The organism is Undibacterium sp. Ji83W (assembly GCF_049340385.1).
Classification (GTDB): Bacteria; Pseudomonadota; Gammaproteobacteria; order Burkholderiales; family Burkholderiaceae_D; genus Undibacterium.
Genome location: NZ_JBMPOZ010000002.1, coordinates 110455 through 123553, shown reverse-complemented (window position 1 = coordinate 123553; position 13099 = coordinate 110455). Strand labels below are relative to the sequence as shown.

Annotated in this window: 14 protein-coding genes; 9 read left to right on the top strand and 5 right to left on the bottom strand. The window is 48.7% G+C overall.

All coding sequences use genetic code 11. From position 1 onward, the window contains the following. Nucleotides 1–41 precede the first annotated feature (41 nt). From ACO0LD_RS04750 to ACO0LD_RS04740, 3 genes are all read right to left on the bottom strand, one after another. Entirely contained in the window at nucleotides 42–1634 is a 1593-nt protein-coding gene (locus ACO0LD_RS04750) for a TonB family protein (protein WP_423004267.1), read from the bottom strand. Continuing rightward, nucleotides 1631–2011, bottom strand: coding sequence for a BlaI/MecI/CopY family transcriptional regulator (locus ACO0LD_RS04745; protein WP_423004265.1), 381 nt, complete (start codon nucleotides 2009–2011; stop codon nucleotides 1631–1633). The genes ACO0LD_RS04750 and ACO0LD_RS04745 overlap by 4 nt, the downstream gene beginning before the upstream one ends. A 152-nt stretch (nucleotides 2012–2163) precedes the next feature. Then, complete coding sequence (locus ACO0LD_RS04740) at nucleotides 2164–3021, bottom strand: DMT family transporter (RefSeq protein WP_423004263.1); 858 nt, start codon at nucleotides 3019–3021, stop codon at nucleotides 2164–2166. A 168-nt stretch (nucleotides 3022–3189) separates the two neighbouring features. Between ACO0LD_RS04740 and ACO0LD_RS04735 the strand changes: the two genes are divergently transcribed. From ACO0LD_RS04735 to ACO0LD_RS04695, 9 genes are all read left to right on the top strand, one after another. Beyond that, a complete protein-coding gene (locus tag ACO0LD_RS04735) occupies nucleotides 3190–3882 on the top strand; it encodes a glutathione binding-like protein (protein WP_423004261.1) in 693 nt (230 codons plus the stop codon). 66 nt (nucleotides 3883–3948) lie between these two features. After that, nucleotides 3949–5175 (top strand): DUF2863 family protein, encoded by a 1227-nt coding sequence (locus tag ACO0LD_RS04730; RefSeq protein ID WP_423004259.1) that lies wholly within the window; start codon nucleotides 3949–3951, stop codon nucleotides 5173–5175. 49 nt (nucleotides 5176–5224) lie between these two features. Further along, nucleotides 5225–5719, top strand: a complete 495-nt coding sequence (locus ACO0LD_RS04725) for a GNAT family N-acetyltransferase (protein ID WP_423004257.1) — start codon at nucleotides 5225–5227, stop codon at nucleotides 5717–5719. Between the two features lie 80 nt (nucleotides 5720–5799). Beyond that, a complete protein-coding gene (locus ACO0LD_RS04720) occupies nucleotides 5800–7653 on the top strand; it encodes a DUF3857 domain-containing transglutaminase family protein (RefSeq protein WP_423004255.1) in 1854 nt (617 codons plus the stop codon). A gap of 263 nt (nucleotides 7654–7916) precedes the next feature. Beyond that, the gene (locus ACO0LD_RS04715; RefSeq protein WP_423004253.1) at nucleotides 7917–9107 is read left to right on the top strand and encodes an acyl-CoA dehydrogenase family protein; all 1191 of its coding nucleotides are present in this window, start codon (nucleotides 7917–7919) and stop codon (nucleotides 9105–9107) included. Between the two features lie 10 nt (nucleotides 9108–9117). Continuing rightward, a complete protein-coding gene (locus ACO0LD_RS04710; RefSeq protein WP_423004251.1) occupies nucleotides 9118–10257 on the top strand; it encodes an acyl-CoA dehydrogenase family protein in 1140 nt (379 codons plus the stop codon). A 77-nt stretch (nucleotides 10258–10334) separates the two neighbouring features. Beyond that, nucleotides 10335–10796, top strand: coding sequence for a MaoC family dehydratase (locus ACO0LD_RS04705; RefSeq protein ID WP_423004249.1), 462 nt, complete (start codon nucleotides 10335–10337; stop codon nucleotides 10794–10796). A 24-nt stretch (nucleotides 10797–10820) separates the two neighbouring features. Beyond that, on the top strand, nucleotides 10821–11273 hold the full coding sequence (locus ACO0LD_RS04700; RefSeq protein ID WP_423005025.1) for a MaoC family dehydratase: 453 nt from the start codon (nucleotides 10821–10823) through the stop codon (nucleotides 11271–11273). Between the two features lie 34 nt (nucleotides 11274–11307). After that, on the top strand, nucleotides 11308–11688 hold the full coding sequence (locus ACO0LD_RS04695; RefSeq protein ID WP_423004247.1) for a nuclear transport factor 2 family protein: 381 nt from the start codon (nucleotides 11308–11310) through the stop codon (nucleotides 11686–11688). 54 nt (nucleotides 11689–11742) lie between these two features. Here ACO0LD_RS04695 and ACO0LD_RS04690 read toward each other — a convergent pair whose 3' ends face one another. Together ACO0LD_RS04690 and ACO0LD_RS04685 are read right to left on the bottom strand one after the other, a co-directional pair. Beyond that, nucleotides 11743–12828, bottom strand: coding sequence for a WD40/YVTN/BNR-like repeat-containing protein (locus ACO0LD_RS04690; RefSeq protein WP_423004245.1), 1086 nt, complete (start codon nucleotides 12826–12828; stop codon nucleotides 11743–11745). Next, a complete protein-coding gene (locus ACO0LD_RS04685; protein ID WP_423004243.1) occupies nucleotides 12828–13097 on the bottom strand; it encodes a MoaD/ThiS family protein in 270 nt (89 codons plus the stop codon). Before ACO0LD_RS04685 ends, ACO0LD_RS04690 begins: the two co-directional genes overlap by 1 nt. Nucleotides 13098–13099 lie beyond the last annotated feature (2 nt).

Below are 13099 nucleotides of genomic sequence, written 5' to 3'. Positions count from 1 at the left end.
AGCTCAATTACAAGCGTGTGCAAACTGAGAGCAAAAAATTCTCATTTTTTAATCTGCCAAATAAATTGGATTTTTACATTTTTTGCGACAGCCGCTCCGTCTACTTGCATTGGCTTTACCTTGCACCCCTGAAAAGCCTGTGCTGCCGCATTATCCAGATTAAAAAAACCACTGGAACTAGCCACTTTTACGCTATCAATGATTCCGTCTGTACCTACCTTGAAAAGCAGGGAGGTCGCGCCGCTTTCGTTGTTCCTTAAAGAACTACGCGGGTATGCCGGATAACAGGCTGAAAAATCATATGAAAATTTTGGCTTGGCAATAGCTGCATCAATTTGTTTGGGTTTTTCCGGCTCCGGCGTTTTTTCAGTATCAGGCTTGCTTAGTTCTTGTGCTGCGTCCGCGCTTTTATCGGCTGGAGCATCCTGACTTTCAGTCTCAGGAACAGCGGTCGCCGGTATCTTGCTTATAGTCTTTGGCTTGGGTTGCAGTAGAGCCAGTTTGATTTCTTGCTTTGAAGAAGAAACAAAAACCGGATTGCCCATTTTTTCCTGCAGCAGGTATTGCACATTGACCTGCTGTGACAACTGTATGTTTGCAGCTGATTGAATATTCGTCGCCACTTCTGCAACAATCGCATCAGACGAGGAAGTCAAAGCCTGGCCTGCATACACCACCGTCGTTGCCGCCACACCAAGCAAGCCGAGGATACCGCGAGCACTGGCATTTTTAACTTCAGGTTGAAGCAAACGTTTAATACGAGACATAAGATTTCCTCCATGCGCCGCCTGGGCTAGTTGGGGTGTTGTGAATTGGAAGTTGGCCAATTCAGAAAGTGCAAGAGCGAGACGTCGTGGTTCACCTGTAACCCTTGCGGCTATTTCATCCGCAATTTCTTCTCTCTCACTACGGATTTGCTTTGATATCCACCACACTGCCGGGTGGTAAAACAGCAGTGTTTCTATCGCAGTCTGAATCAGGTTCAATAAATAATCATGACGCTTGATATGACCCATTTCATGGGCCAGCAGCATTTCCAGCAAATCAACTGGCATGCCGGTCAGCATTGCCGCTGGCAACAAAATCATGGGGCGGACTATACCTGCCGTGACAGGGCAATCCAAATTTTCGACTACCCTGAATATCACCCGTCTGCGGATATGAAATTTATGGCTCATCTGATCGATACGCGCCTGCCAGAATGGGTCAGGTTTGCTGCGATTGGGCTGGGTATAAGCAGCTAACCAAAGCAAGCCCATACACATGCGTATAGCCAGAACTGCGACGCATATCATCCATGCGACTACAATATCGTTCATATGCACGTCCAGCCAAGTCATGAAATCAAGCCAGATTGATGTGGTATCAAGCCCAAGTTGAATCGGTATTTCACTCAATGCCGACACCTCTTTACCCGCGTATTTTTCACTCATCCTGAAGAAAAACTCTTTGACTGGAAGACAGATACAAGTAATCAGGGCAATATACGCAGTGGCATAACGTGTCCTGGCGTGAGCGGACGCTATAAAATTCAACAACACAGCCAATAGCAGCGCGATCAGCAGGCCTTGCCAGACAAAATGCAATAATGCCCAACCAAGCGCATTGACAGCTTGTTGAAAAAATTGGCTCATTTTTTGTCCTCATTCAGCAATTTTTGAATTTCTTCCCGTTCTTCTTTACTGACATGGCCACGCAAAGCTGCCATGACCAAGTCTTTGGCTGATCCTGAAAAAGCCTTATGGATCAAATCTTTCAGCAGATTGGTTTGCAGGGAATCTTGTGCCTGCGCTGCGGCATACACATGTGAGCGCTGGGTTTCATCCCTGCTAAGCAAACCTTTGGTATGCATGACCTGCATGAGCCGCAATACGGTTGCATAAGATAGTTCGGGCCTGTCTTGCACCGCTGCCTGATGTACATCCTTGACAGTTGATGGCCCCAATTGCCACATCAGACGCAACAAATCCAACTCTGCTGTCGTCGGTTTACGTGAAATGATTTTGCCCATATCTTGCTCTCGTAGATAATTGATTAAGATGTAGATTATATGGTCTAGATAATTTTGTCTAGATTATTTTATCTACTTCATGACGCAATTAAAATAAGTGCTAAAAAGATACAAACGGAAAGGTTGAATGGAAAGCTAGCAGCAAGAATAAGCTAGTGCACTTGATGCTGATAACTGGCGTAAGCAGTAGCCGCTAGTATGATGAAAGCACCAGCAAATTCACGCATGCCAGGCATTTCTTGTAAAAACAGGAATGCCAGCAACATGCCATACACCGGCTCCAGCGAAGTCACGATGCTGGCGAAACTGGTGGATAAATAACGCAGGCTGAACATGAACAAACCATGGGATAAGGCTGTAAACACTGCACCCAGCAAAATCAATCCCGACCAGGTTTGTGCGCTGTTGCCTGCCAGATCACCTGTCACTAATATCAAAGGCAAAAGCAAAATAGCTGCCACACCATTTTGCAAAAACGCCAGTTTAAATGGGGGAATATGCCCACCCTGCCAGCGATTCACCATTGCCAACAAGGCGAAACTAAAGCCGGATAATATACCCAAGCCTAAAGCATAAATAGCCCCATCACCCCATGATGTGGCGCTGACCATAACTACCATACCGACGACTACAAATATGGCGGCCCAGGCGTCATGTGTCTGCCTCGGCTCTTTAAAAAACCAGGGTTCCAGCAATGCCACAAATAAAGGAAAGCTGGCAAAGCCCATCAAGCCAAAAGCAACTGGCGCAAAATTGAGTGAGGCAAAAAAAGTCAGCCAGTGTACAGCCAGCAAAAAACCACAAAGGACAACACTCTTTGAGATATCGCGAAAATGCAATTGTCGCTGATACGCCAGCACAGGTATAAGGCACAAAGCGGCAAACAAAGTGCGTCCGAACACCAGCAATAAAGAGCTGACCGTCAGCGACTTGCCAAGCACGCCCGCAGTACCAAATAAAAATACCGCAATATGCAGGGCAAATAAAGACGACAGTGCAGTTTTTTTCATGTTGTGTTTATGCTTGGCGAGTGGTGAGTATACAACCGAAGTAGAAAGCCGTTGATGCAACATGTCAGATGCGGGTGTAGCACTTTTATTTTGGATTAAAGCGCAAACGCATGAATCTATGCATAATGGATACTTGCTGTTTTCATCAACCCATTAAAGAGGGAAGCAATGATAGACGTTTATTCCTGGCCGACACCAAACGGACACAAAGTACACATCATGCTGGAAGAATGCGGCTTGCCTTACCGCGCCATTCCAGTTGATATTGGCGCTGGCGATCAATTCAAAGCTGATTTCCTGGCGATTTCACCTAACAACAAAATACCTGCCATCGTCGACGCCGATGGCCCCGATGGCAAACCTATCGCCCTGTTTGAATCTGGTGCGATCCTGATTTATCTGGCTGGTAAAACTGGCTTATTCCTTGGAAAAACCGACAGGGAAAAATACAATGAGCTGCAATGGCTGATGTTCCAGATGGGCAGTGTTGGCCCTATGTTGGGTCAGGCCCATCATTTCCGGATGTATGCTCCCGAAAAGATAGCGTATGCCGTTGACCGCTATACCAATGAAACCAAGCGCATCTACGGTGTTATCGATAAACAGTTGGAGAAAACTACTTACCTGGCAGGAGAGGAATATGGCATCGCTGATATCGCCACCTACCCATGGACACGTTCATTCGCCAATCAGGGTGTAGACTGGGCAGAATTCCCGAATGCTAAACGCTGGTTTGATGCCATCAGCCAACGCCCTGCAGTACAGCGTGGCGTGCAAGTGTTGGCAGACTTGCGCAAGCCACTCGACAATGACAAGGCAAGAGAAGTTTTGTTTGGAAAAACACAGTACGCAAAGAAATAAACCCATTCACCGGGGGTAAAGCCAATTGCCGTTACAATGGGCTTTACCTCTCAACACTATTTCAGTATGCGTCGCCCTATAAAAAGAAACCGCCTTAAACTCGCCGCTGAAAGCCAGCGCGTCGCCAATCTTGCGCTTGCAGTTGCACAATCTGCCAGCCGGGTGGAGGACCTGGACTGGCAAGCCAAACTGGATGCACTAGTGACAAAAAGCCTCAGGCAACATCACCAGGACGTGCTGGAGGCAGCGACTGAACATTTGTTCCAGACCCACCCCAATGGTTATGAGGTACTCACTGAAACACTGGAATCAGTCAGCACCTGCGCTCAGTTTGAACATGATGGGCAGACTTATACCAGCTTGCTGATTGCCGCCCCCATACTGGCATGGACGCGTTTTGAAATTGCCTCGGGCAGTGTACCCACAGAAGCACTGAGCGTACTGCACACGCAATTGAATGCCCATTTGTTGGCTGATGAGGCTCAACTGCGCCTGCTGCCCAGCTTGTACTCGATAGATCAATTGCCGCGTAGCCATGTAGAAACCTATGCCTTGCTGGAGCGCCACAGTCTGGCCTTGTTAAAAAATATGCCGGCGCCAGCAGAAGCCGAGCGCGCGCCCACCATTCCTTTTCTGGCTGACATACGCTATGTACTTGGGGTCCTGGTAGTCAAAAAAGGAGCCCCACTCTTCCAATGGCAAACCATAGATGCGCCTTATGATTGCGCACAGGCCAAAAGTGATGCCTTGCTGCAATGGCAGCTACAGACAGATGCGAGCATTAAACGCCTGCTACCCGGATGTGGCATAGAACTTTTATTACCCGAATCCTACTACACGGCTTGCCGTGAAGCAGATATCAGGATACGCCCAGCAACCATACGCTCTGCCATGTTCTATCTCTCCCAAACCCTGAGCAAAGAAGCTGACCAGTTCACTGTCATCATTGCGTCTTTTGGCGAGCAGGAAAATCCAGGGCAAATCGATGAATACCGCATCAGTTTTTGCCTGCGTGATGCGCCAGAAGTGATCTATGGCGTGGTCTGGCCTCTGTACCAGGCAGAGGACCAGATCATTGCCGTCAATCTGGATGAAAACGAGCAGCTTGCAGGTGAAATCCCAGGCATCTTGCAAGAATGCGGCGTCACCGACATCATTCAATTGGAAGAAATTTTTGCCATGGAATTCTGCGATGATTGTGGTACGCCACTGTTTGCAGATCGTGACAGCGACCTGGTACACACTGAGATGCCAGATGATGCACCAACACCAGGCGCTACCCACTTCCACTGATGCAATTCGCATGGCTTGATGGTTCGTTATGGCGCTCAAAGACAGGTCAATGCATAAAAGCGAACAGTCCGGTAATGAAATCAGCACTGATTTACATTTCCGGGCTGGTTTGACTGCAGACGCAAAGATCGTCAGCGACTTGATCCTGCTGTTTGCCAAAGACTTTTGTATCAACTCTGATGGTAGCGGTGCCGAAGTATTTCATCAGTCGGTGTCAGAGGCGGCAGAGCGAACGTATCTTGCAGATAGCCGCTACCACTTTATCCTTGCAATACAGGGCGGGATGCTGGCCGGATTCATTGCCATGCGCGACCTTGGTCATCTGTTTCACTTGTTTGTCAATCCTGCATTTCAGAGGCAAAAGCTAGCTACCGCCTTGTGGCAACGCGCTCATCGCTATGCTACTACGCAAGGCCATGGCACCAGTTTCACGGTCAATTCCTCCCTGAATGCCATCCCGGTCTATGAACGTTTTAGCTTCCAGGCTAAGGGACAGATCGTGGCAATGCATGGAATCACCTTTTTGCCCATGCAATTTAATTGAACATTCGAACAGAAAAGTTGTCAGAATGAGCAGTAGCCTCCAATTTGACGACAAACAATACCAAAAAAAAATACCTGTTTATGAAAAAATATCTGATCGTTTTTTCCTGCATTTTCACTTTCGCCAGTACCTCAGTCGCAGCTAAAGACAATGGAACGGACAGATCAATCACCATCCTGAAAGAAATACAATCCATCGTCGTCAACAAGGACGGTAGCTATACCGAAACCATTGAGTCCTGCATACAGATCAACGAAGAACGTGCAGTGGAATCAGAGTCACAGCGGCAGTGGCACTTTAATCAAAGCCTGGAGACCCTGGAGTTACTGGAGGCCTACATAGAAAAACCTGACGGGCGCAAAGTCCATGTCAAGCCAGAGCAGATAAAGTTACAGCAAGAGCCTGCATACAGTGGTGCACCCATGTTTCAGGACATGCAAGTCAAGGTGGCAATTTACCCCGAAGTGGCTGTCGGCGACAAGATTTACTCAAGGCACCGCAAAATACGCAAAACGGCAATGTTCCCTGGCCAGTTCAGCGATTACACAGCTGGCCGTTATGTTCCGACAAAACAGCTAACCATCAATTATGATATGCCTGCCGAGATGCTCTTGCATAGCCAGGCAAATGGTTTTGCCGCCACATCTCCCGTCACAAAAAATGGTCGTACCATGTATCGCTGGGATTATCTTCCCTCAGACAATCCACGCATAGAAGCATCTTCAGTCAATTATGCAGATTATGGAAAGCAACTGGTGGTTTCCACTTTTACGGATTATGCCAGTCTGGGCAAAGCCTATTACCAGACAGCAGCCCTGACGACAGAGGCGAATGCAAAAATAAAGGCAAAAACCACAGAAATAATAAAAGGCCTGAGCAATCCACGTGACAAGGCCTATGCCATTTATGACTGGGTAAGAAAGAATATTCGATATGTGGCCGTGTACATCGGCAACGGTGGGCTGGTGCCGCACAATGCAGATGAAATCCTGGACAACCTGTATGGTGATTGCAAAGACCACACCAGTCTGATGGAGGCCATGTTGGCCACCGCAGGAATTGACAGCACCCCAGTGCTGATCAATTCTGGCGACTCCTTTAAACTATCACCTGTTGCCAGCCTGGGTCAGCTCAACCATGCCATTACCTATATCCCCAGTCTGAACCTTTATCTTGATTCAACTGCCATCAACGTCAATCATGGCTATTTACCTGCTTCAGTGTGGGACAAACCTGCAATATTGACCAAGACCGGAGAAATTGGCAAAACCCCTGCAACGGAATTCTTCAAAACCAATAACACCTACAAAGTCAATATCACGACCACAGGTGCAGCCCAGTTTGAATTTACGCGCAAGGATGCAGGCCAGTTGGCCGAGGTCACACGCTACGAACAAAGTAACTGGCGCATCAACGATCGGGAACTCGCCGTCGAAAACATACTGAAAGGCTATGGCATGACCGGCAGCGGCACGGTGGAACTGGGTGACCTGAAGGCAAACGAAGACCAATATGAATTCAAACTAAAAGGTGAAGTCGATAACTGGACGTATTTACCCGGCACAGTTGGCATAGCCACCAATAGCAGTTTGTATGCCGGTATGGCCAATAACATTTATGGCTTGACCGCTGAAGTAGAACGAACACAAGATTTCGTATGCCCGGAAAACAATATCGTCGAAGAAGCAGTCTATCAATTCCCTGCGCAAGCAAAAATCCTGTATGTCCCCAAGGATGTCGATGTGCATACTGCCTTTTTTGAGTATCAGGCAAAATATACCCACAACGACAAACAGGTAATCATCAAACGCACATTTAAAAGCGGCAAGGAAGGCAGCCGTGTATGCACACCCAAGGACCATCAGGCCATGCAAGCCACCATCAAAAAAATGGTGCAAGATTTGCGTAGCCAGTTCATCGTACAGGTGCAGTAGAATTTTCTGACTAGTCCGGGCCAGCCCTGTTAAATCTGGGCAGGTCAAAGAACCTATGTGCCCAAGAATTATTTTTATATTCTCTAGTTCAGCCCGATATTGTTTGCACAATGAAAATAGCTTAAAAATCAATCATCATTTGTCGGCAAAACACGACTATCACCATTTCCAAAATCCGATGTACAATTAGTTTTGAACGGTCGTGCTTTTTTCTGCCTTTTTTCTTTAATAGCTTGCGGCGGCCATTATAAACAGGAGACAACATGGATTTGAACTATACGGCAGAAGACCTTGCCTTCCGGGATCAGGTACGCAACTATCTGGAAGCCAATCTTCCACAAGACCTGCAACAAAAAGTATTGAATCATAAACGCCTGTCCAGAGAAGACTTTGTTCGCTGGCACAAAATACTCGCCAAACAAGGCTGGGTAGCCACAGGCTGGCCAGCAGAATACGGCGGCACAGGCTGGACAGCCACCCAACGCCATATCTTTGAAGAAGAATGCGCCCGCGCTGGCACACCAGCCATCTTGCCTTTTGGCGTGAATATGGTGGCCCCCGTCATCATGGCATTTGGCAACCAGGCACAAAAAGACTACTACCTGCCGCGCATATTGAGCTGCGAAGACTGGTGGTGCCAGGGTTACTCAGAACCAGGCTCAGGTTCTGACCTTGCGTCGCTGAAAACTCGCGCCGAGCGCGATGGTGACCATTACATCGTCAATGGCCAGAAAACCTGGACCACCCTGGCCCAGCACGCCGATATGATCTTTTGCCTGGTGCGCACTGACACTGGTGTACGCAAACAGGAAGGCATCTCTTTCCTGCTGATCGATATGAAAACGCCGGGCATTACAGTGCGCCCGATTATCATGCTCGACGAAGAGCATGAAGTAAATGAAGTCTTTTTCGACAATGTCAAAGTCCCTGTAGAGAACCTGATAGGCGAAGAGAACAAGGGATGGACCTATGCCAAATACCTGCTCGGCCATGAGCGCACGAATATCGCTGCCGTAGGCCGTGCCAAACGTGAATTGCAGTTCCTCAAGCGCATAGCTGCCAAACATCAAAAGAATGGCCTGCCGCTGATTGACGATGCCGTCTATGCCAGCAAGGTCGCCAGTCTGGAAGTGGAATTGATGGCGCTGGAAATTACAGTCCTGCGCGTTATTTCTCAGGACAGTGGTCGTCCTGGCCCGGAAGCATCACTGCTCAAGATCAAGGGTACGGAAATCCAGCAAAGGCTGACGGAGTTGATGGTAGAAGCAGTTGGCCCTTACGGTCTGCCATTTGATCCGGCCTTCCTGGAAGGTGAGACTGAACACAGCATAGTCGGTGACGATGATGCTGCACCTTTGGCACCGTATTACTTCAATTTCCGCAAGACTTCCATTTATGGTGGTTCTAACGAAATTCAAAAAAACATCATCACCCAGATGATCCTGGGTCTGTGAGGAGAGCAAAATGGATTTCAACTTAACACAAGAACAAACACAGTTTGCTGATGCCTTACGTCGCTGGGTAGAAAAAGATTATGGCTTTGAACAACGTAAACAAATTATAGAATCGGCTGAAGGTGTATCTGCAAAGGCTTGGGCTGGCCTCACAGAACTGGGCGCACTGGCCTTGCCTGTACCGGAAGAGCAAGGTGGCTTCAATGGTTCTGCCATCGACATGCTGGTCATCATGCAGGAGCTGGGGCGGGGCATTGTTATCGAGCCCTACTTTGCCACTGTCATGGGCGCAGAGTTTTTAAAAAAATCTGGCAAACATACGGATGTACTGGAGCAGATCGCTTGTGGTGAAATCAAGCTGGCGAACGCACTGGGCGAAAGACAATCACGTCACGACCTGTTTGATATTGCCACCACTGCCAGCAAGAGTGGTGAAGGTTTTGTACTCAATGGCAGCAAGACTGTGGTACTGCATGGTGCCCAGGCAGATAAACTGATCGTCTCAGCACGCAGCAGTGGAGCGCAGCGCGATACAAATGGCATCAGCCTGTTTATCGTTGATGCCAATGCAGAAGGCATCAGCCGTCGCGATTACCGCACTATCGATGGTTATCGTGCTGCTGATATTACCTTTAGCAAGGTACAAGTCGGTGCAGATGCACTATTAAGTATAGTGGATGGCGGTTGGGAATTGCTGGATGCGGTGGCAGATTATGGTGTTACCCTGCTGTGTGCAGAATCCATAGGCATCATGGAAGCAATTACCGCAGCTACCCTGGATTATCTGAAAACCCGCCAGCAATTTGGCGTACCTATCGGCAAATTCCAGGTCTTGCAACATCGCATGGCAGAAATGTTCATGGAAATGGAACAAGCCCGCTCCATGGCGACACTGGCTGCTGTCAAAATCGCCTCTGATAATGTGGAAGAGCGCCGCCGTACAGTATCTGCAGCCAAGGCCAGGATAGGTCAGGCTGCCAAATACATAGGCCAGCAAGCCGTGCAATTGCATGGTGGCATGGGTGTCACGAATGAACTGCCGGTAGCCCACATGTTCAAGCGCCTGACCACGATAGAGTTGTCATTGGGTGACACTGATCATCACCTCGCCAGATTTGTCGCACAACCCGGCTTCAAAAGCGCAGCCTGAATGCTGTAGAAAAATCCCGACTGTGTTCGGGATTTTTTTTGCCTTTTGAAACAATAAGGAAACAACAAGGACACACTATGAGTATCAAAACAGATCGCTGGTATTTTGAAGACTTTGTTCCCGGCACAGTCATAGAGCTGGGGCAACGTGTAGTCACTGAAGAAGAAATCATCACATTCGCCAGGCAATTCGACCCACAATCTTTTCACGTCGATAAAGAAGCGGCAAGCCATTCCATCTTTGGAGGCGTCATCGCCAGCGGCTGGCATACCTGCGGCATGATCATGCGCATGGTGGTGGATGGCTTCCTGGCCAATTCAAGCAGCATGGGCTCACCAGGCGTTGATGAAATACGCTGGATACTGCCAGTGCGCCCTGGCGACACCCTGACTGTCACAGCCGAAACCACCGGCAGCAAACTCTCTACCTCAAAGCCAGACCGGGGTGTCATCAATACATTATGGAAAGCGCATAACCAGGAAGGCAAGCTGGTCTGCACGATTACCGGCATGGGCATGTTTGGCCGCCGCCCTGACTGATTAAAACAAAAACAAGGAAACATGATGAGAGAATTTAATAGCCTTGCTGAATTAAAAGAATTGATAGACCAGGAAGTTGCCCAGTCAGAATGGGTAGAAATCAGTCAGGAAAGGGTGAACACTTTTGCCGATGCCACCGGCGACCATCAATGGATACATATTGATGTAGAAAGAGCCAAACGTGAATCTCCTTTTGGTGGGCCGATTGCGCATGGCTTTTTGACTTTGTCCTTGCTGCCCATGCTGGTTGCCAATGCCATCAAGCTCACTTACGTCAAAATGGGCGTCAATTATGGACTCAACAAGGTACGCTTCCCCTCCCCTGTTCCTGTCGGCAGCCGGGTACGCGCCCGTTTGAAACTGCTGGAAATTGAAGACATCAAAGATGGCGCGCAATTCACCTGGGAAGTCACGATAGAACGCGAAGGCCAGGATAAACCGGTATGCGTAGCAGAATCAATTTCACGTTGCTATTAGTTCAGCCTAGTTGTATCTCTCTGAGAACGAATCCATGCCCAGTCAAGACACATTAAAACGTTTTATCGCCAAGGTAGAAGCAAACGAACATGCCACAGCATGTGAAGAGTTTTATACCGAAAATTCCAGCATGCAGGAAAACCAGGCCAAGCCCAGGATAGGCCGTGCGGCGCATGTGGACGCAGAACATGCCGTCATGTCACGCGCCAAGTCAGTAACATCTACCTGCGTGCATCCGGTATTGGTGAATGGCGATCATGTCGTCATACGCTGGATTTTCAGATTCGAGTGGTTGGATGGCAGTGTTACGCAGATGGAAGAACTTGCCTACCAGCGCTGGGAAGGTGAATGCATAGCTGAAGAAACCTTCTTCTATGATCCGGCGCAGCGAATTCCGCAAAGACCCAGCGTCTGAAATGCATTAAGGCCAGAGTACATACTCTGGCCTTAATACCTCAGGTGAACGAGATCAATAAAATTTGACGGCGTAAATCGGTGGCAAATTAGCTGATATCTGGTACCAGTCATCCCCTTCATTCTCACTCGCCCATAAATTGCCGGTAGTCGAAGCCATCAGCAGATTTTTGCCATTTTCTGACACAGCCAAGCCATGGCGATAAACCAGATCATAGCAATCTTGTTGTGGCAAACCATTTCGCAAAGATTCAAAGGTCTTGCCACCATCCCGTGTACGCGTGACACTCATGGCACCATGCAGGGGCACACGCTTTTGATCAGCCACAGCAGGTACAAACCAAGCGGTGTTGGGGTCACGTGGATGTGCAGCTACTGCAAAACCAAAATCTGGAATACCTTCTGGCAAATGCAATTGTTGCCAGCTCAATGCATCGTCTTCACTGCGCCAAATGCCATTATGATGCTGGCACCATAAAACGTGGCTGGCAAACTTGCTGCGAGCGATCAAGTGCGGGTCCTGGATATTTTGCTTGTCTGCCATGTCGGGCGGCATATAAGCGGCATGCATACCGGATGCACATAATCCCCAATTCTTGCCGCCATCTTCAGTTTTCCAGGCACCACCACAGGAGATGCCAAGTAGAATATGCTGAGGATTGCGCGGGTTGACACAGATCGAATGTATGCCAGGCGTGTCATAACCACCGCCCATCCATTCCTTGCGCTCTTCCCTGTCCCAAAGACTGCGCACCAATTCCCAGCTATTGCCACGGTCTGTTGAACGGAATAAACCACCTGGCAAGGTACCTGCCCACAACACACCCGGCTCTTCACTGCCACCCGTTTCCAGCGACCAGATTACCTTCAGCTTCCATTCGACATCGTCGTCTGTCTTTGTGTGTTCAGGGTAGGCTGGCACGGCGATCTCTGTCCAGTCATCACGGCCCTCATCGCGTCTGTGCAGCTTGACTCCAAAGTGCCCCAGGTTCAATGCCGCATACACAGCGCCATCGCGTTTGTCATGCAGGCACATGCTCAGGGGCTCACCCAGAAAACTGATCTGATCCAGCTTCCATTTGCCATCCATATGGATCAATTCAAACAAACCCTTGCGGGTTGCTACCATTGCTTTCATCATTAGCCTCCTGAAAGAGCCTGCAAGACATAGACCTTGCTATTTGAATCTAAAGGGTCGCGCAAGCCACTGCGCTGCATGACACGCTTGCCATCTATAAAAACCACCACATGAAAACGCAGATCACCCTGTTCGTCCAGGATGTAGCCGCGCAAAGTTGGGTTGACCTGGAATGCTGCTTCCATCGCATCGCGCAAATTATCAGCCACGGTTTCCACCTCAGGAACTTCAGTAAAGCGACTGAGTTGCTGGGTGAAAATCAACCTGGCCATGA

Coding starts and splice junctions, on each gene's coding strand:
- ACO0LD_RS04750 (WP_423004267.1), bottom strand. CDS start 1,634: ATGAGCCAATTTTTTCAACAAGCTGTCAATGCGCTTGGTTGGGCATTA.
- ACO0LD_RS04745 (WP_423004265.1), bottom strand. CDS start 2,011: ATGGGCAAAATCATTTCACGTAAACCGACGACAGCAGAGTTGGATTTG.
- ACO0LD_RS04740 (WP_423004263.1), bottom strand. CDS start 3,021: ATGAAAAAAACTGCACTGTCGTCTTTATTTGCCCTGCATATTGCGGTA.
- ACO0LD_RS04735 (WP_423004261.1), top strand. CDS start 3,190: ATGATAGACGTTTATTCCTGGCCGACACCAAACGGACACAAAGTACAC.
- ACO0LD_RS04730 (WP_423004259.1), top strand. CDS start 3,949: ATGCGTCGCCCTATAAAAAGAAACCGCCTTAAACTCGCCGCTGAAAGC.
- ACO0LD_RS04725 (WP_423004257.1), top strand. CDS start 5,225: ATGCATAAAAGCGAACAGTCCGGTAATGAAATCAGCACTGATTTACAT.
- ACO0LD_RS04720 (WP_423004255.1), top strand. CDS start 5,800: ATGAAAAAATATCTGATCGTTTTTTCCTGCATTTTCACTTTCGCCAGT.
- ACO0LD_RS04715 (WP_423004253.1), top strand. CDS start 7,917: ATGGATTTGAACTATACGGCAGAAGACCTTGCCTTCCGGGATCAGGTA.
- ACO0LD_RS04710 (WP_423004251.1), top strand. CDS start 9,118: ATGGATTTCAACTTAACACAAGAACAAACACAGTTTGCTGATGCCTTA.
- ACO0LD_RS04705 (WP_423004249.1), top strand. CDS start 10,335: ATGAGTATCAAAACAGATCGCTGGTATTTTGAAGACTTTGTTCCCGGC.
- ACO0LD_RS04700 (WP_423005025.1), top strand. CDS start 10,821: ATGAGAGAATTTAATAGCCTTGCTGAATTAAAAGAATTGATAGACCAG.
- ACO0LD_RS04695 (WP_423004247.1), top strand. CDS start 11,308: ATGCCCAGTCAAGACACATTAAAACGTTTTATCGCCAAGGTAGAAGCA.
- ACO0LD_RS04690 (WP_423004245.1), bottom strand. CDS start 12,828: ATGATGAAAGCAATGGTAGCAACCCGCAAGGGTTTGTTTGAATTGATC.
- ACO0LD_RS04685 (WP_423004243.1), bottom strand. CDS start 13,097: ATGGCCAGGTTGATTTTCACCCAGCAACTCAGTCGCTTTACTGAAGTT.